Origin of the sequence: Streptomyces sp. NBC_00016 (assembly GCF_045040885.1) — a bacterium.
In the GTDB taxonomy this organism is placed as follows: Bacteria; Actinomycetota; Actinomycetes; order Streptomycetales; family Streptomycetaceae; genus Streptomyces; species Streptomyces coriariae.
The window spans coordinates 1646263-1665287 of record NZ_CP108304.1; the positions used below are offsets into that span (position 1 = coordinate 1646263).

The following is a 19025-nucleotide window of genomic DNA, read 5'->3' on the forward strand; positions in this document are numbered from 1 at the left end:
AAGGTGGAGACCGGGAACCTTCACCGAGCCCCGGACCGCGCCGCAGGCGCTCGTGCGCCTTCGGCCGGGCCTTGCAGTCCCCGGTCCGGTGACGAGCATTGCGCGGTACTGAAGCTGTCGTTGCCGAAGGGGTGCCAGGGATGGGCGGCCGTCTGTCCGGCCTCGGCGGCAGTTGACCGACGGCATACGATGCCGGGTCCGTACCGGTGTTCCGTGGCGGGACATGTCCGTCGAGTAGGGAACGGGCCCAGACGGGACACCTCGCGAGCGCTGTCCGTCACAGATCGGAACGCAGCATGGAAATGCGCGCGACCATGCGCCCGAACCCGGCTGACCGGTGCTCAGCCTTTCGCGCCGTCGTCAGGAGCGCGCGAGCCGGGCCGCGAGATAGGGCGCGGTGGCGCTGCGGCGGGCCCTCGCCACCTTGGCCGGCGGGCCCGCCGCGACCACCCGCCCGCCCGCGTCGCCGCCGCCCGGCCCGAGGTCGATGACCCAGTCGGCGGTGGCGATCGTGTCCAGGTCGTGCTCGACGAGGACGACCGTGTTGCCGGCGTCGACGAGCCGGTGCAGCTGCCGCAGCAGCAGCGCGATGTCCGAGGGGTGCAGCCCCGCCGTCGGCTCGTCCAGCAGGTAGAGCGCGTGCCCGCGGCGGGCTCGCTGCAGTTCGGTGGCCAGTTTGATGCGTTGAGCCTCACCACCGCTGAGTTCCGTCGCGGGCTGGCCCAGCCGCAGGTACCCAAGTCCCACCTCGCGCAACGTCTCCAGACTCCGGGAGGCGGCCGGGACGGCGGACAGGAACTCGGCGGCGGCGTCGACGGACAGCCCCAGCACTTCCGCAATGTTTCTGCCGCGGTAGGTGACTTCCAGCGTTTCGGCGTTGTACCGGGCGCCCTCGCAGGTCGGGCACGGCGCGTAGGTGCCGGGCAGGAACAGCAGTTCCACCGCGACGAATCCTTCGCCCTGGCAGGTCTCGCACCGCCCTTCGGGCACGTTGAAGGAGAACCGCCCGGCCGAGTAGCCGCGCGCCCTGGCCTCGTCCGTCGCCGCGTACAGCTTGCGCACCGCGTCGAACATCCCCGTGTACGTGGCCAGGTTGGACCGGGGAGTCCGGCCGATGGGCCGTTGGTCGACCCGGACCAGCCGGTCGAACGACTCGACCCCCGACGCGTCCTGGACGTCGACCTCCAGCTGCGCCTCGTCGGGCTCCTCGGGTGCGAGTCCGAGGTGGCCGCGGACGACCTCGGCGAGCACCTGCGTCACCAGCGTCGACTTTCCGGAACCGGACACACCCGTCACCGCCGTCAGTACGCAGAGCGGTACGTCGACGGACACGTCGTTCAGGTTGTGGCGGGAGACGCCGCTCAGGTGCAGCCAGCCGTGCGGTGCGCGCGGGCGGTGATCGAGCGGCTGGGCACGCCCGAACAGGTACTGGCTCGTGGCCGACTCCCCGACCCGCTCAAGACCGGCGACCGGGCCGCTGTACAGCACGCGTCCGCCGCCCTCGCCCGCGCCGGGGCCGATGTCGACCACCCAGTCCGCCCGCCGTACGACATCCATGTCGTGCTCCACGACGAACAGCGAGTTGCCCGCCGCCTTGAGGCGGTCCAGCACGTCCAGCAACGGTTCCGCGTCAGCCGGGTGCAGGCCCGCGGAGGGCTCGTCGAGGACGTAGACGACGCCGAACAGCCCCGAGCGCAGCTGGGTGGCGATCCGCAGGCGTTGCGCCTCGCCGGGCGACAGGGTCGTCGAGCGGCGCCCGAGGCTGAGATATCCGAGGCCCAGGTCGAGCAGTACGTCGACCCGCGCTACCAGATCGCCGCAGATCCGGACCGCGACCTCGGTCGTCTCCCCGGATCGGGCGGTCGACGTGGTGGCGCCGGCCTCGGACCGCCCCGCGACAGGCCGCAGCAGCGCCACGACCTCGGCGAGCGGCATCGCATTGATCTCGGCGATGGAACGTCCGGCGAAGGTCACGGCGAGCGCCTCGGGCCGCAGTCCGCTGCCGTGGCACTCGGGGCAGGGCACACTCCTGACGAACCGGAGCGCCCGTTCGCGCATCTTCTCGCTCTTGGAGTCGGCGAGGACGTGCATGACGTGCTTGCGGGCGCTCCAGAACTTGCCCTGGTAGCCGTAGTCGACGCGGTCCTCCTCCGGCTCGATGTACACGGAGGGCTGCTCGTCCGTGTACAGCAGCCAGTCCCGGTCCTTCTTCCTGAGCCTGCGCCACGGTCGGTCGATGTCGATCCCCAGGCCGTTCACGACACTGCGCAGGTTGGCGCCCTGCCAGGCGCCCGGCCAGGCGGCGATCGCCCCCTCGCGGATGCTCAGCGAGGGGTCCGGGACGAGCAGGTCCTCGGCGACGTCGTGCACGACGCCCAGTCCGTGGCACTCCGGGCAGGCGCCGGCCGCGGTGTTGGGTGAGAACGATTCGGCTTCCAGCCGTGCGGCCCCGGGCGGATAGGTGCCGGCGCGGGAGTACAGCATGCGCAGCAGATTGGACAGCGTGGTGATGGTGCCGACCGTCGAGCGCGAGCTGGGCGACCCGCGTCGCTGCTGCAGGGCCACGGCCGGTGGCAGTCCGGTGATCTCCTGTACGTGCGGTGCGCCGACCTGTTGCAACAGCCTTCGGGCGTACGGTGCCACGGACTCGAAGTAGCGCCGCTGGGCCTCCGCGTAGAGCGTGCCGAACGCGAGCGAGGACTTGCCCGAGCCGGAGACGCCGGTGAAGGCGACCATCGCGTCCCGCGGAACGTCGACATCGACGTTCCGCAGGTTGTTCTCACTGGCACCCCTGACATGCACGAAGGGGTCGGTCGCGTCCTTGGTCACCGTTCCTGATTACCTGATCGCGCCGGGAACCGCGCGACAGGCGCCGTCACCGGGCCCCGCTCACACGAGCGTCGGGAGTATCCCGGATCCATTTTCGATACACGGCCTCAGGCGGCGCCCACTCCGCCGTCGGCGGATGCCGACCAGGTGGCGCTGTTGCTGGACACCACCCGTCCCGGGGGTCTCGTCAAGCAGACCCTGCACGGGACGGACGAGGAAATCTGACCGTACCGCCCGCACCTGCCGGCAGGGGCGAGCGTGTCACGCGGCGTCGGCGATACCACGGGGGCATCCTGTGGGCACGGGCGATCGCGGGGGCAGCCGACGAGAAGGAGTCATGCGGATGTCGTCTCAGGGCGTTACGGTCGTGGCTCTCCTGGCGGATCCGGACGCGCCCACGGAGATCGCGCAGCGCATGGCCCGGATACTTCCTGCTCGGCTCGCCGACAAGTCTGGCCAGGGGCGACGGTTCGACGTCGAGGTGGTCAGTGAGCCCTTCACCGCAGGGACCGAGGACCTGCCCACCCTGATGCACCGGATCATGGACCGTGGAAGTGCGCAGAATTGGGACATCGTCGTGGCCCTCACCGACCTTCCGCTGCACTCACATGGGCGCAAGCTCGTGGTGGATCTGAGTCACGAACACGGCTTGGCACTCCTGTCTCTTCCTACGCTGGGGGGCTTGCGGCTGCAGACGAGGGCCCGGCGGGCCGTGGAAGAAGCCGTGCTCAGTTTGGCGGGTCCGCGGGCCACCGGGGTGGAGGGACCTCCCCGGAGTCAGCCGTTGCTGGCTCCCTTCGTCAGTCGTTTCGCGCCTATTCACCCGGGCCAGGTCGGTGCGGAGGAGACCGCTGATCTGCGGTACGTCGTCAGCGGGCCGCGCGGTTACCTGAGGGTGCTCGTCGGTATGGTCCGCGCCAACCGGCCGTGGCGCTTGGTGCCGGGCCTGTCGAAAGCCCTGGCGGCCGCACTGGCCACAGGAGCCGTCGCCACCGTGAACTCCACCATCTGGAACCTGGCCGAGTCCCTGAGCGCGCCGCGCCTCGTGATCGCCACGGTCGGGTCTGTCGTGCTCATGATCGGCTGGCTGATCGTGGACGCGAACCTGTGGCATCGAACGGCAGAGCACTCGCCTGAGGCGAGGCAAAGGGCGAGGCTCTACAACACCTCGACAGTCCTGACGGTGGGTATCGGGGTGGTCGTCTGCTACATGGGTCTGATCGTCATCAACTTGGTGTGGGCCCTGTTCATCCTCAACGGCCAGGTGTTCGCCTCCACGACAGGAACCCCGCTTCACGCCGCGGAATACTGGACGTTGTCCTGGTTCGTCGCTTCGGTCGCCACGGTGGGCGGGGCACTGGGATCAGGCTTGGAGAGCGACGAGGCGATCCGGGCAGCCGCCTACTCCAAGCGCGAACAGGAACGCCGCCACATGCTCCAGGCCGACGACGGCGACTAGCCGGTGACCCGCGCCGGAGATGCGTTGGTGGTTGGTGGTCGTCCGCGTGCGAAGATTCCGCCGGCCGATCGGTGCGTGCGTCCGCCGTCATGTTCTCGGGCCGTTCCCGGGCCGTGTGGGAGGCTTCCTTGCCCGACGGCTGCCGCACCTCAACCAGGCCGACGCGCCCCGGCAGGGCGTTCCGGCTAGGCTCACTTGGGTGAGGTGGCTGCGGGCCTTCGGAGAGGTGGTGCGCTCCGGGCTCACGATCGAGGAGACGCGGCTGGAGCCCCTGCTCGCGTTGCGTACGGCCGCTGGGGTGGCGATCGTCGTCGGGCCGGCGCTGTGGCTGGTCTCCCCTGCGTATGCCGCGTCCGCCGCCCTCGGCGCCTACTCCGCGGGTGGTGCCACCTTCCAACGCACCTGGCGTCCACGCAAGGTGATCGCGCTCGGCGCGGGCGCGGGTCTGGCGCTCAGCACCTTCGTGGGCTACCTGGCGGCGGGGCGACTCGTGACGTTTCTCCCGCTGCTGGCCGTATGGGCCTTTGCCGCGGGAATGGCGTGGGCCGTCGGATCGACCGCCGGGATCGTCGCAGCGACGACCGTGGGCAGCATGCTGGTGACCATCACCCTGCCCACGAGCGTCGGGCGAGCCCTGGAGCACGCCGGGGTCATCGCACTCGGGGGCGTGACGCAGGCCGTGCTGATCCTGCTGTTCCCGATCCGGCGTTGGGGAGCGCATCGCGACGCGCTCGCCGAGGCCCTTGCCGCCGTGGCGGACTACGCCCGCCGGTTGCGGCACGACCCGACCGCCCCGTTCGACCCGGAAGCGTTGATGACGGCCCGGGACGCGGCCGCCGTGACGCCGTCACAGGCCCGCACCCGTCCCTCCGTCCTGCACGGCCCCCGGGGACTCGCCGAGCGCATTCGGCCGGTCGTCGCCGCGCTCGCCGACCCGGACGTGGGCGCCCCTGCGGAGGGACCCGGGCGGGACCGCGCGCGGGAGTTGCTCGACGCGGCCGCCGACGTCCTGGATGCGGCCGCTCGTTCGATCCGCCGCGGCACTCCCGCCGAGGTGCCGCCCCGGAGCACGGACGTCCTGCGCGTCGACGAGGAGCACGAGGTGCTGGAGGGGCCCGCGCGGCAGGCAGCCGAGCGGCTCGTGGAACTGCTCGGCGAGGCGTTGGAGATCGCCGGCTGCGGCGGCGCGCGCGGGAGGACGCCCACGCCGCCCGGCCCCGCGGGCACCCAGCTCCTGGTGCGCCCGACAATGTTCCGGCTGGTCCCGGTCGTCGCCCGGGCGGTCCGCCGTGAGTTCCGGCGGGACTCGCCCGTGTTCCGGCACGCCGTCCGCCTGGCGGCGGTGGCCACGCTCGGCTACCTGATCGCCGCCCGGCTCCCCCTGGGCCACGGCTACTGGGCGCCCATCGCCTCGGTGATGGTGATGCGGCCGGACTTTCACCGGACGTACGCGCGCGCGGTGGCCCGTCTCGCCGGGACCCTTGCGGGGGTCGCGCTCGCCACCGGGGTGGTGCGGGCCCTGGGCCCGGACGCCCATGTGTTCGGCGCGCTGGCGGTGGTCTCGGCGGGCCTGTCGTACACGCTGATCCGTACCGGCTACGCCTACTCCCAGTGCTTCACTGCCGCGTACGTCGTCTTCCTGCTCGGCATGGGCGGTCAGGCATGGGAGCAGACGGTCCCGGAGCGCGTGGTGCTCACCCTGCTCGGCGGGGCCCTGGCAATGCTGGCCTACGTGGTGTTCCCCGCGTGGGAGACGCCCAAGCTGGCGGGTCGGCTTGCGGACTGGCTCGCCGCCAACGGCCGCTACGCGGCCGCGGTGCTCCGCAGCTACGCCGAACCGACCCGGGAGCATCACGCCGACATGCGCAGGGCACTCCTGGCAAGCAGGGAGGCACGGGCCGCCTGGCAGGAGGCATACGACCAGGCACGGCAGGAACCGGTCCGCCCCAGGGGGCTGACCGCGCGCGAGGCGCAGGAGGCGCAGGAGGCGCTCCAGGGGTTCGGCCGGGCGGCGATGCTCATGGAGAGCCACGTCCCGCGGACCGACAGCCGTTCCGTCCCCGAGGCGGAGCGGTTCGCCGAGGCTCTGGAGGCGGACACCGCGCAGGCGGCAGTCGACGTGCGCGAGCACAGGAATCCGGACTGGGGGCGCGTGGAGGAAGCGCTCCACGCGTGGGAGGACCCTGCCGCCGGCAACCGGAGCCCGGTCGTGCGGTGGGAGGCGGAACTGCAGAAGCGGGCCTTGGAAGACCTTGCGACGGCCGTGAGCCGCACACCCCTGGAACGGGACGTCGGCTCTGCTCGCGAGGACCAGCGGATGGGGGCTGCCGTGGCGGCGGAAGGTGACGGATCAGGCACCGCGCACCAGGGCGGGTGACGACTCCGGCGACGGGGAGCGCCGCGTCTCCTCGAGCGGCAAAGGACCCTCCCGGCCGCGTCGAATGCCGCCACACGTACGCCGCTGTCGCCATTACGAGGCTTCAGCCCAGCCAGGGTGCTGCGGTGGCGATGCCGTTTCAGCGATGGGGCGAGCGGTTGTCGGCGGTGGTTCCTCCCTCGGCGGGAAGGACGGCGAGCCGCGCGCGACCGAGTTGTTCTTCGGCGCGAGGGGCCGTGCTTGTGGTGATCGAGTTGCGGCAGCAGGCGGGGCGGTGTGCGCCGAGCAGCGGGACGGGGCGCGCGGGCCTTCGGTGGGCTCGCCTTGGCACTCGACCCGCGGGACGTCGACCATGCGGTTGCCGTAGCCGACCTCCTCACTCGGTGCTGCCGCCCGAGGCGTGGACGGGTCGGGCGGCAGCACCGCGGCAACGAGCCTCATGCGTCCCAGACCACCGCGCTCGACGAGTCGGCTGTGCGCACGGCATTGAGGGCGATCCTGCGCGTTGCGGCCGACCCGGCTGCCCGGTCATGGTGCCCGTGGCGGGGACGACCTGTCGCCGCCTCATCCCACGCCGTCGTCTGCCGGAACCGTCAGGATCCGGCGTCGACGCGTGCGACGAGGTCGGTGATGCGGGACCACATCTCCGGCGCAGAGTTCAGGGCCTGCGCCCCCCGAAGGTGACGTACCCGAACCCCTCCCCCTCGCGTGGCGCCCGGGTCCAGGACCGGGTGGTGAAGGTGTGGAGCCTGCCCTGGGTCAGCGCGAAGCGGGGGAGTGAAAGCCCGAGTTCGGTGTGCAGGGCCTCCAACACGCGCAGTTCGGCGTCCTGTTCACCGTCCGGTTCACCGTCCTCCGGGCGGAACAGTCGTACGGGGTCCAGGGCCTCGGGAATCACGCCGGAGCGCCTGATCTCCGTACCCCGGACGGTGAACGCGTAGAGCTCCTCGCCCTGTTCGGCCACCGACAGGTGGAACGCGGCCGGGTAGTCACCCGGGGACGAGTGCCTCGGGCCGCGCCACACCACCACCGCGCGGCCGGACGCGGAGGCGGCCCGAGCGGGGGAGGAGAACAGGTCACCGAGGTGGTGGGAGCTGCCGTCGAAGGCGAAGGCCCATCCTTCGGCGGTGCGGCCGACGGCGACCACGGCCCGGTCCTCCCAGAGTTCCACGCCCTCCCGCTCGTGGGGCATGGGTGCGCGCCAGGACACCTCGCGCGGATCTGCGGGCGCGCTCAGTTCGGCGCCTTCCTCTCCTATCAGTGCGGGCAGGCGGGCGGGGTCGATCCCCTCCACCCAGACACAGCGATAGCCCTCGGGCGACCGGTGGTTCGGCGCCGGCTCCGTCAGCCAGGCGAGGCCCGGCGGGTCGAGATCGGGCACCGGCTCGGGAGCGGGTCCCCCTTCCCCGTCCCGTGGCGTCGCAAGGATTTCGCGGCCACGCTCAGGGGTGATCAGCGGACCCAGGACCGGATCGGCGAGCAGGCCGATCGGGGCGATCAGCGAGGGCCCGGGCGCCTCCCACCGCGGGAGCGCGTCCCGCAGGATCCGCCACGCGGCGTCGGTCGCCCCCCAGCGGGCCGCCTCCCGGGCCTCGGAGACGGCCCGGCCCCACGGGCCGGGAGGCGCGTAGCGATGCGTGCCGTCCCGCATCGTGCCCAGTACGGCCTCGGCGGTCTCCCGGGGGACCCCGCGAGCGGTCATCATCCCGAGCCAGTGGTCGTCCCCGCCCAGCCTCCATTCGCCGCGTGCCGGCGTCATGGCCGCCACAGGCAGGATCTCGGGCAGGTAACGCGGGTCGGCCACCAGGAAGCCGTAGTCCCGGGAGCTGCGCGGCGCCGACAGATGCCGGAGCTGGTTCAGCAGGACGGCGCTGTGCGGCCGTCCGAAGGACCCTGCCTCCTCGACCAGGGGCAGGGCCTCCTCGTACCGTCCGCGCAGGGCCAGCAGGCGGGCCTCCTCCACCTGGGCGTCCTGGGCGCGCGTGGTCGCGTTGACGAAGTCGGGTCTCGCCGCCCGGTCGGCATGGAAGCCGCGGTACATGGCCTCCATGTACGCGCGAAACGACGGGTAGCGGTCCGGGAATTCACCGCTCCAGCCTTTGTAGACGTAGAGCGCCCACTCGCCGTCCTGGTCGCTGTCGCCCGGGTCGAGCAGGGCGTACGACATGTCGGAGTCCGTCTCCAGCCGTAGGGCCCGTTGCCACATCCCGGCCAGCAGGACGTCCTCCTCGCGCGGGTGGTCGCCCAGACTCTCCTCGTACAGCGGGGTCATGTCGTACGGATCCTGAAACCAGCCGATGTCCGCGACACCGCCGAGCTGGTAGACCCCGGCCGTCTGTTCCACGTGCCACCCGTCGCTCGCGGCCAGGAACTCCCGGTACGAGGTCGGCAGCCGCCGCCCCAGCCGCTCCTCGGCCGCGGCGATCGCCGACTCCTGCGCCCCGGGCCCGCCCAGGTGGAAGGCGCTCCGCCCGCCGTCGCCCTCGTCGTTCCGCTCCTCGTCCTCGTCCTCGCGCGGTACCCACTCCTCCTGCCAACGCCCCAGGAACTCGTGCCAGTTGAAAGACTCTCCGCTCATGGCCGGATAGTGCCATCCGGCACTGACAACGGCGCCGCGAAGCGCCCCGCGTTCCGTTCGCCGCGAACCCACAGTGCGCATGCGCCCGTGGTCCGCGCCGCGGTCGCCTCCGCGCCGCGGTCGCCTCCGCGCCCGAGGGAACAACGCAAGACAGGACGTGCCGGCGCATCGAGACCTCGTGCACCTCTCTCACCTGGGTACTTCCGGGACCGCCGGTGCCCGTCGGGGCAACTCGGCTTGCCCCGACGGCTCCTGACGGATGCCGTCCGCCCCCGTAGCGTCGAGCAGTGAGTATTTGGACTTCCCTCGAACCTTCCTCGGCCACGGTGGATCCCGGTGACAGCACGACCGTGCGGCTGCGACTGCGCAACACCGGTGACGTCGTCGACGAGTACCGCTTCGAGCCCGTCGGCGACCTCGCGCCCTGGACCACGGTGGAGCCTGCTTCCCTGCGGCTGTACCCGGGGACGACGGGGACGGTGGAGCTGACCTTCGCGCCGCCGCGCACGCCCGACGCGACGGCCGGCCCGAACCCGTACGCGATTCGGATCACCCCGACCGAGCATCCGGAGTCGACGACCGTTCCCGAGGGGAATCTGACGATCTCGCCCTTCACGGAGATACGGGCCGAACTCGTCCCTCCGACGGTGAAGGGCCGTTTCCGGGGACGGCCGAAGCTGGCTGTCGACAACCTGGGCAACACGAAGCTGACCGGGTCGCTGAGCGGCAACGACAACGGTGACCAGCTGTCGTACGAGATCCACCCGAGCAACTTCCAGATCGAGCCCGGCCGTGCCGCGTTCGTCAAGGCCACGCTGAAGCCTCGGCAGATCATCTGGTTCGGGTCCAAGGCGGAGCGGCCGTACACCCTCGCGGTGAAACGGTCGGGGGTGACGCCGCTCGCTGTCGAGGGCACCTATGTGCAGCGGAGTTTCCTGCCCGGCTGGCTCACCAGGCTGTTCGGGATCCTCCTGGCGCTCACGATCGCCTTCGTGATGCTGTGGATCGCCTACAAGCCCAAGGTCACCAGCACCGCCCGGGAGTTGCAGGAGGCCGCCGTCAGCACGCTGGCGCCCTCCCCTTCAGCTCCGCAGGCGCCGCCCTCGGCACCTGCGGTGTCGGCCCCGCCCGCCGCGGCGGACACACCTGCCGCGTCGGCCTCGGCCCAGAACGGCGGAGGCGGCGGCGCGGCGTCCCCGCCGGCCAAGAAGAAGACCCCGAGCGTGCTGCCGGCGTCCGACATCATGCTGCGCAACCCGACCACCAAGATGTGCGCCGACCTCCCCGCCGGCGACGACGCCGACTCGGCGGGCCGGGTGGTGCAGGCCACCTGCGACGAGAACACCGCCGGCAGCCAGCGGTGGAACCTGGAGGTGAAGTACCCGAAGCTGGGCCCCGGCGGCTCGGCTCTCTTCCAGATCCGCAACGTCGAGGACCAGCTGTGCGTGGATCTGGCCGACTACGGCGCCAAGCCCATCAGGTCGCCGATCCTGGAGTACGCCTGCGCCGGAACGACCGCCGACAACCAGCTGTGGTGGCTCGACAAACAGGACGACGGCAACTACTGGATCCGTAACTACGCCAGCAACAACGCCTGCCTGGACGTCGCCGGATACAGCACCGGCGGCAACGGAGAAAACCTCACGCTCTTCACCTGCTCCAACACCGACGACCAGGAGTGGCAGATCATCCGTCCCTCGGATTCCTGAGACCCCTCCCCGGACCTGTCACCGTCGACGACGCCGAGCGGACGAGCGGCTCGGCGCGGGTGTGCGGGAGTCGATCCGGGGGAGAGGTGGAAGGGACATGAGCACACCGTTCGCAGGGATGACCGCGGGCATGGCCGAGGACACGGCCGCGCCGTACACCACGCACACCCGCCCGCGCCGCAGTACCCGGACGCACCGGAGGTGCCATGTCCGCTGACCCGTACGCCGGCGGGGTACGCCGCACCTTCCGGCCGCGGTTGCCCGCCGCCTGGTGGCCGGCGCTGCGGCGTACACCGGTGTCCCTGTGGAACGACGACATCACGGACTACGCGGCGGCGCTGACGTACTACGCGATCCTGGCCGTGCTCCCCGCGATGATGGTCACCGTCCTCGCGTTCGGGCTGATCAGCCCGGACACGGCGGAGGAGTTCGTCACCCACGTCACGATGTACGCCCCGGCCGAGTCCGGCGCCGACCTGCACGCCGTGCTGTCCCGTGCGCTGGGCGCCGACCGGGGGGCGTGGCCGCTGCTGGTGGCCGGAGCGTCGAGCGCGCTGTGGTCGGCCTCCAGCTATCTCGCCGTCTTCCGCCGCGCCCTGCACCACATGCACCGGACCGAGGACCGGCGCTCGCCCTGGCGCAAGGCGCCCCGCATCCTGCTGACCGCCCTCGCTCTGCTGGGACTGCTCCTCGCCGGTTCCCTCGTCCTGTTGCTCACCGGTCCGCTGGCCGAGGCGGCGGGCCGGGTCGTCGGCGTGGACGCCACCGCGACCTGGGCCTGGAGCGTGCTGCGCTGGCCGCTGTTGCTGTGCCTGGTCGCCCTCCTGGTCGTGGTCGTCTTCCACACCGGTCCGGCCCCGGCCCGCCTGCGCGGGCACAGTCTGCCCGGCGGCGTTCTGGCGGCCGCGCTGTGGCTCGTGGTCTCCGCGGGCTTCGCCTGGTACGCCTCCGGCCTGAGCGCGTACAGCAGGCTCTACGGCTCGCTCGCGGGCGTCGTCGTCTTCCTCGTCTGGCTGTGGTTGTCCAACCTCGCCCTGCTGACCGGGGCGCAGTTCGCCGCGGAACTCTCCGCGCCGCGCGGTCAGGACCCGGGCGAGCCGTCACGCGTGCCGTAGCACTCCGCGGGCAGTGGGGCCGGGAAGGAGCCGGGGGCTGGGCGGTGGCCCCGGCACACGGCGCGAGGGTCAGGGGACGGACGCCCGGCCGGCGCCGCATGGTGCGTGCCGGGGGGCGGCAGTTGCGGCCGTACGCGTCGCGGGTGGCCATGAAATGCGGCCTTCGGATACGGCAATCGCAGTGGTTGTCCACCTGCGTTCGTACGAGGCGGGTTGTGCGGGGTGCCTGGCATCCTCGGGGACGAATTGCCCCACTGGCGCGGTGATCCGGTCTCTCTCCCGCTCGTCCGGCGTGAATTCCGACCGCAGGGAAAATGTCCGCCCGGCGCGTCGGCGTCGATAGCGGAGGCCACCGAGCGCCGGCCTTCACCCGCCGTACCCGTCGGAGATCAGAGAGGATCGCCACAATGGTGTTCCCTGTCTTACACCGCACGAAGTCGGCCGCGGCGCTGTCCGCGCTCGCCCTTCTGGCCGGTGCTCCCACCGCCCTCGCCGAGACGCCCGCTGCCGCGCAGCACTCCCCCGGGGTCGAGAGGATCCTTGAACAGGATGTGACGAATCTTCCCGGTACTCGGGAGGGTCAGCCGGTCGTGGCCATCAATCCCGGGAATCCCGACAACCTGGTCTATGTGGCGACCATTTTCCCCGACCGTCCAGGGCTGGAACCCGTCGGCGAGTGTTTCGTCGCCTTCTCGCAGAACCGCGGAAGGACCTGGCGGCGATCGACCTGGCCGCTGGGCGATCGCCCCCAGTGCGGCGAGCCGATCGTGACCACCGACGCCAAGGGCGTCTTCTACCTCTCCAACAACCAGATCGGTCCCGACGCCGCGACCACCTACACCAACCACAACGTCGTCTCCCGGTCGGTCGACGGCGGTCGCACCTGGATCGGTCCGGTCAGGACGCCCCTGATGCTGGGTGGTGCGCCGAAGCTCAGGGTGGATTCCGCCACCGGCAAGGTCTACGCGGTCGCCGGCGCCGAGTGGGAGTACCCCAGCGCGGTCTCCGTCAGCGAGGACAGCGGCGCGACCTGGTCGGATCCTGCCGTGATCCCTGGTCCCATGCCGTGCATCACGGTCTCCCCCGCCATGCCCCCGGCCTGCGGATATCCGGGCCGTGAAGTCGCCGTGCACGACGGGATCCTGGTGTCTCCCACCCAGGAAGCCTCGGTGACCCTCCATGTCAGTCGTGACGACGGGCGGACCTGGAAGGACCGTCCGGTCACCGACAGCAGCGGCACCCCGGTACCCGCCGGAACCGGTGCGCTCGTACCCGTACCCGCCCTGGGCGCGGCCGCGGACCCGGTGCCCTGGGTGTCGGCCGACCCGACCCGCAAGGGCCGATTCGCCGTCATGGTCCCCCGGGATGCCGGCCTCGAGGTGTACGTCACCGGTGACTCCGGCAGGTCCTGGACCGGTCCGGCTGTGATCGCGGCCCCGCAGGCACAACGGCCGTGGATGGACTTCGGCCCGGGCGGACAGCTGGGCGTCATGTGGCGCACCACCACGCTCGACGCCTTCTCCGTCGTCTCCTTCGACCACGGCCGCACGTTCGGCCGCACGCTCCAGGTCAACAGCACCACCCGGCCGGCCGGCGTCAACGGGCCTCCCGGAGACCGCTGGTCGACCATCACGCTCGACAGGCGCTACGCGTACGTGGCCTGGTCCGACGGCCGCAACGGCGAACTGGACGGCATCCTCGCCAGGGTCCCGTTGAGCGCCTACCGCGGCAACGGCGGGCAGCAGCGGGGCTGAGGAGACTCCCGTGGCCGGGCTGCCCGGCCGTGAGCCGGGCAGCCCTCCGGTATGTGTCGGCCGGGCCCGTCACCGCCGTGTCAGGGCCTGGGTGGGTGGGGCTGAACCAGGCCGGTCTGGTAGGCGATGACGACGAGTTGGGCGCGGTCGCGGGCGTGCAGCTTGGCCATGGCGTGGTGGATGTGCGTGCGCACCGTCAGGGGGCTGAGGTACAGCTGACCGGCAATGTCCGCGTTGGTGAGCCCTTCGGCGGCCATGGCCATGACTTCGCGTTCACGGTCGGTGAGGCCGGCCAGGCTCTTCCGGGCCGCGGGGTGGGTGCCGGGCTGCGGGGCGGTGAGGAAGCGGGCGATGAGGTTGCGCATGGCCTGCTGGGAGAGGAGGGCGTCGCCGGCGACCACGGTGCGGATGCCGGCCACGAGTCCCTCGGCGCCGACGTCCTTGCCCAGGAAACCGCCGGCCCCGGCGTACAGGGCCCTGGCGACGTGTTCCTCCGTCTCGAAGGTGGTGAGGATGAGGACGCGGGTGTTCGACAGAGCGGGGTCGGCGCAGATCCTGGCGGTGGCGACGAGGCCGTCGGTGCCGGGCATGCGGATGTCCATGACGACGATGTCGGGGTGGTGGGCGCGGGTGAGGGCGACCGCTTCGTCGCCGTCGGCGGCTTCCGCGACGACCTCCATGTCGGGGCGGGAGTCGACGAGGATCCGGAAGGTCTCGCGCAGCAGGGCCTGGTCGTCGGCGAGCAGGACACGGATGGTCATGGGGTGCTGTCCTCGGCGGGAGCGTAGGGGTGGAGGGGGAGTTCGGTGCTGACTTCGAAGCCGCCGGTGGGGCGGTGCCCGGCGCGGAGGTGTCCGCCGACGGACAGGGCACGCTCGCGCATGCCGATGAGACCGTAGCCGCTGCCGGGGGTGGAGTCGGTCGCGGTGGGGGGCACCGTTCCGTGGTCGGTGACGGTGATGGCCAGCCGGTCGTGGGTGTAGACGAGGTCGACTTCCGCGGCACCGGTGCGGGCGTGCTTGGCGACGTTGGCCAGGGCCTCCTGGACGATGCGGTAGGCGGTCAGATCCGCACCGGGTGAGAGCGGCCGCGGCCGGCCGTGGGCGGTGAGGGTGACGGTGAGTCCCGCGGCCGTGTGCGCGGCGACCAGGTCGGGGAGCCGGTCGAGGCCCGGGGCGGGCTGGGTCGAGTCCTCGGGGTCGCCGCTCCGGCGCAGGAGTCCGACGGCGGCCTTCAGCTCGCGCAGGGCCGCGGCGGTCGTGTCGCCGAGGGCGTTGACCATCCTCTCGGCCTGGGCGGGGTGGCTGCGGATGAGGAGGGCCGCGGTGGTGGCCTGGGCGTTGGCCAGGGCGAGGTGGTGGGCGGAGACGTCGTGGAGTTCGCGGGCGATGCGCATCCGTTCTTCGGCGACGCGGTACCGGGCCTCCTCCTCCCGGGTCCGCTCGGCGTGTTCGGCGCGGGCGTGCACCGACTCCAGGTAGGCCCTGCGGAACCGGGCCGTGGAGCCCAGGGCGGCCGGCAGCAGCAGCCAGGCGACGGGGCCGATCACGTTGAGGGCCAGCGCGTCCCCGGCGGGATCGGGATCGGCGATCAGGGCGGCGCCGGCGACGAGGATCACGGCGGCGAGGGTGAGGTTCCGGGTCGTGGCGCGTTCGGTGTGCGCGGCCAGCGAGTACAGCGCGACCATGAGGGGCGCCAGCAACAGGGCGGTCATCACATAGCCGGCCAGGGCCATGCCGGTGGCACACAGGATCGCGACGGCGGTGACGGGGCGGGGCCGGGTGCGGCGCCACACCAGCGTGGTGCAGGAGATGCCGGCCAGCAGCACGCAGGGCCACCAACGGTCAGGGGCAGCCGTGTCGGAGACGCTGTACATGCTGCCCGGGAAGGCGGCGACGAACAGCGCGACGGCCACCGCGGTGTCGACCGTGCGGGGGTGGTCGCGCAGGTGGCGCTGCCAGGTGGTGGTCATCGTGCTTCCTGTCGGCTGTGCTGATCATGGTGGACGGCGGCCCGGCGGGGGCGCTCGCGGGGCCGCCCGCCGCCTGCACGCGGGCGACCCCTCCAGGCTGCCACTAGCGGACGGGGAGATCCCGGACCGGGAGAGCCGCCCGCCCCGCTGCGTCGGTCGCCGCTGCGTCGGTCGGCACTGCGGTGGTCGGCACGGCGGTGGTCGGCACGGCGGTGGTCGCCGCGTCGCGGGTCAGGGCGTGCCCTTCGACGTCGACGTGGGGCACGATCCGCTCCAGTCGGCGGGGCATCGTCCAGGCTCGCTCACCCAGCAGCGCGAGGACGGCGGGCACGATCGTCAGCCGCACGAAGAAGGCGTCGAACAGTACGGCGACGGCCATTCCGAACCCGATCATCTTGATCAGTGTCTCGCCGACCCCGATGAACCCGGAGAACACCGAGATCATGATCACCGCGGCGGCGACCACCACTCGGGCGCTGTGGCGGAAGCCGGAGACGATCGCCCGGCCGGGGGGCTCGCCCTGGAGGTGGGCCTCCCGGATGCGGGTGACGAGGAAGACCTCGTAGTCCATGGCGAGTCCGAAGACGATGCCGACCATGACGATCGGCATGGTGTTCATGATCGGACCGGTCTGGTGCACGCCCAGCAGCCCGGCGAGCCACCCCCACTGGAAGACGGCGACGACCGCGCCGAGGGCCGCCAGGACCGACAGCAGGAATCCCAGGGCCGCCTTGAGCGGTACCAGTACGGAACGGAACACGATCAGCAGCAGCAGGAACGCCAGACCCACCACGAGCCCGAGGTAGGGCACCAGGGCGCCCTGGACCTTCTGGTCGCTGTCGATGTTGCCCGCCGTGCTGCCGCTGACCATGAACGTGGCGTCGGTGGCCCGCTCGATCGCCGGGCGGGCGCCGCGCAGGGTGTGGATCAGATCGACGGTCCGCTCGTCGGTGGGAGCGGTGGCCGGTGTGGCGGTGAAGACCGCCGTGTCTCCCGCCGTGTCGAAGCTCGCCGCCGAGACGGACACCACGCCCTCGGTGGCCCCGATCTCCCGCGCGGTCGCGGCCACGGCGGCCTCGGGGTCCTCGGCCGACCTGGCGTCCACGACGATGGTCAGCGGACCGTTGAAGCCGGGTCCGAAGCCCTTGGCCAGGTCGTCGTAGGCACGGCGCTCGGTGGTCGAGGTCGGCTTGGACTCGTCCCCCGCCGTGCCGAGGTGCAGCTTCGCCGCGGGCAGGGCGATCACCCCCAGGGCCGCCACCGCCACGAGCAGCACGGCCGACGGCCGGCGGACCACCAGGCGGGCCCATCGACCGCCCAGGTTCGGCTTGTCCGCGCCGGCGGCGGGGCGGGTACCGGCGCGTGCCTCGCGGCGCACCGGGCGCGCCAGGACCGCTCGGGGAAAGACGCCGAGCATGGCCGGGATCAGGGTCACCGCGACCAGCACCGACAGGGCCACGGTGCCGGCCGCGGCCAGTCCCATCTGGGTCAGCGTCGGAATCCCCACGACCGACAGCCCGGCCAGGCCGATGACGACGGTCAGCCCCGCGAACACCACCGACGATCCGGCCGTGCCCACGGCCACTCCCGCCGCGTCCTGCGGCGCGCGGCCCCGGGCGCACTCCTCCCGGTAGCGGGAGACGATGAACATCGCGTAGTCGATCCCGACGGCCAACCCCAGCATCAGCGCCAGGGTGCCGGTGGCGCTGGACAGGCCCAGCGCGCTGCTCAGGGCGAGGATCGTCGCGGTGCCGATCCCGACACCGATCAGCGCGGTCAGCAGCGGCAGCCCGGCCGCCGCCAGGGAACCGAAGGTGAGCAGCAGGACCACGGCGGCCACCACGACACCGACGAGCTCGGTCACGCCGCCCGAAGGCTGGGTCGCCAGCACCGAACCGTCGACCTCGACCGTCAGCCCCGCCTCCCGGCCCGCTTCGACGGCCTTCTCCAGGTCCTGCTTCGCGGCGTCGGTCACGTCCTTCGCCTTCACCTCGAAGGTGACCGACGCGTACGCCGTCGACCCGTCCTCGCTCACCGCGTCCGCCTGGAACGGATCGGCCGCCCGGACGACCTGGTCGACGTCGCCGACCCGGCCCACGACCTCGTCGACGACCGACCGGTTCTGCCGGTCGGTCACCTTCTGCCCGTCGGGCGCCACGAACACGACCTTGGCGCTCGCGCCCTCGGCGCCGCCGCCGGCGCCCGCACCCGGGAAACGCTGCTCGATCAGGTCGAACGCCCGCTGCGATTCCGTCCCCGGCATCGAGTAGGAGCCGTCCGGCACGGCCGGCGCCAGCGCCGAGGCCGTCCCGGCGGCGACGAGGGCCACCATCCACATCAACACGACGCGCCGGCGCCGCCGGAAGGCCAGCCGGCCCAGTCGATCAAGAAAGACAGCCACAGGAGGGTCTCCACATCCGAACTCGGGGAACCCCTCCAGGCTGTCCGCGCAGCCCCCGCCCGTCTTCGTGCGGCCGCCGGTACGCCCCTACTGCATGCGCAGTAGGGGCGTACCGGCGGTTAACGCGCGCATGAGCGCCGTCAGCCGGTGGGCATCAGGACGGTGTCGATGATGTACACGTGGGCGTTGGCGGTCTTGACGTTGCCGCAGACCACCTTGGCGGAGTCGTTGACGGTGTAGGACTCGCCCGAGCCCGAGGTGGTCACCTTCGACTTCTCCAGGGTGTCGAAGGAGCCGTTCTCCAGGTCCTTCGGGGTCAGCTTCTGACCCACCACGTGGTAGGTGAGGATCTTCGTCAGCTGGGCCTTGTCGTTCAGGACCTTGTCCAGGGTGGCCTTGGGGATCTTGGCGAAGGCGTCGTTGGTCGGGGCGAACACGGTGATGTTCTGGGCGTTGTTGAGGGTGTCGACCAGGCCCGCCTTCTTCACGGCGGTCACCAGCGTGGACAGGGCCGGGTTGTTGGACGCCGCGGTGGCCACGGGGTCCTGGGCCATCCCGTCGAAGGAACCGGCCCCGCTCGTGGGCACCGACGAGCAGGCCGGACCGAACGGCTGGTCCGCCGTGGAGGCGCTGCCGGAGCCGCCCATGCTGTCGTCGGAGGAGGTCGCCGAGGCCGACGCCTTGCCGGAGGAGTCGGCGCCGGCGGAGTCGCTGCCGTTGTCCGAGCAGGCGCTCAGCGCCAGCGGCAGAACGGCGGCAGCGGCCACGGTCAGGGCGACACGGCGGATACGGGTGTTCATGGGGTTTCTCCTGTTGGCCGGTGCAGCGAGC

General features: G+C 71.8%; 11 protein-coding genes. 5 read left to right on the forward strand and 6 right to left on the reverse strand.

Features of this window, described 5'->3' with window-relative positions:
* Positions 1-360 precede the first annotated feature (360 nt).
* Positions 361-2829: an excinuclease ABC subunit UvrA gene (uvrA, locus tag OG933_RS07435; protein WP_405626059.1), complete on the reverse strand. Its 2469-nt coding sequence runs from the start codon at positions 2827-2829 to the stop codon at positions 361-363.
* Positions 2830-3172: 343 nt separating this feature from the next.
* Here uvrA and OG933_RS07440 point away from each other — a divergent pair, with 343 nt between their 5' ends.
* Both OG933_RS07440 and OG933_RS07445 read left to right on the forward strand, forming a co-directional pair.
* Positions 3173-4288, forward strand: coding sequence for a hypothetical protein (locus tag OG933_RS07440; protein ID WP_405626062.1), 1116 nt, complete (start codon positions 3173-3175; stop codon positions 4286-4288).
* Positions 4289-4487: 199 nt separating this feature from the next.
* Complete coding sequence (locus tag OG933_RS07445) at positions 4488-6665, forward strand: FUSC family protein (RefSeq protein ID WP_405626065.1); 2178 nt, start codon at positions 4488-4490, stop codon at positions 6663-6665.
* Positions 6666-7323: 658 nt separating this feature from the next.
* On the opposite strand, the gene OG933_RS07450 is transcribed toward OG933_RS07445, so the two are convergent.
* The gene (locus tag OG933_RS07450; RefSeq protein WP_405626067.1) at positions 7324-9243 is read right to left on the reverse strand and encodes an SMI1/KNR4 family protein; all 1920 of its coding nucleotides are present in this window, start codon (positions 9241-9243) and stop codon (positions 7324-7326) included.
* Between the two features lie 287 nt (positions 9244-9530).
* On the opposite strand from OG933_RS07450, the gene OG933_RS07455 reads away from it, so the two are divergent.
* From OG933_RS07455 to OG933_RS07465, 3 genes are all read left to right on the forward strand, one after another.
* A complete protein-coding gene (locus tag OG933_RS07455; RefSeq protein ID WP_362519107.1) occupies positions 9531-10952 on the forward strand; it encodes an RICIN domain-containing protein in 1422 nt (473 codons plus the stop codon).
* A gap of 206 nt (positions 10953-11158) precedes the next feature.
* Complete coding sequence (locus OG933_RS07460) at positions 11159-12067, forward strand: YihY/virulence factor BrkB family protein (RefSeq protein WP_267023277.1); 909 nt, start codon at positions 11159-11161, stop codon at positions 12065-12067.
* 590 nt (positions 12068-12657) lie between these two features.
* Positions 12658-13821: a sialidase family protein gene (locus OG933_RS07465; protein WP_405626071.1), complete on the forward strand. Its 1164-nt coding sequence runs from the start codon at positions 12658-12660 to the stop codon at positions 13819-13821.
* 80 nt (positions 13822-13901) lie between these two features.
* Here OG933_RS07465 and OG933_RS07470 read toward each other — a convergent pair whose 3' ends face one another.
* From OG933_RS07470 to OG933_RS07485, 4 genes are all read right to left on the reverse strand, one after another.
* Positions 13902-14582, reverse strand: a complete 681-nt coding sequence (locus OG933_RS07470) for a response regulator transcription factor (RefSeq protein ID WP_362519099.1) — start codon at positions 14580-14582, stop codon at positions 13902-13904.
* On the reverse strand, positions 14579-15793 hold the full coding sequence (locus OG933_RS07475) for a sensor histidine kinase (protein ID WP_405626074.1): 1215 nt from the start codon (positions 15791-15793) through the stop codon (positions 14579-14581). Before OG933_RS07475 ends, OG933_RS07470 begins: the two co-directional genes overlap by 4 nt.
* Positions 15794-15896: 103 nt before the next feature.
* Positions 15897-18194 carry an MMPL family transporter gene (locus OG933_RS07480; RefSeq protein ID WP_405626077.1) on the reverse strand — a complete coding sequence of 766 codons (2298 nt, stop codon included), beginning with the start codon at positions 18192-18194 and terminating at the stop codon, positions 15897-15899.
* A 140-nt stretch (positions 18195-18334) separates the two neighbouring features.
* On the reverse strand, positions 18335-18994 hold the full coding sequence (locus tag OG933_RS07485; RefSeq protein WP_362519087.1) for a fasciclin domain-containing protein: 660 nt from the start codon (positions 18992-18994) through the stop codon (positions 18335-18337).
* Between the last annotated feature and the right edge of the window lie 31 nt (positions 18995-19025).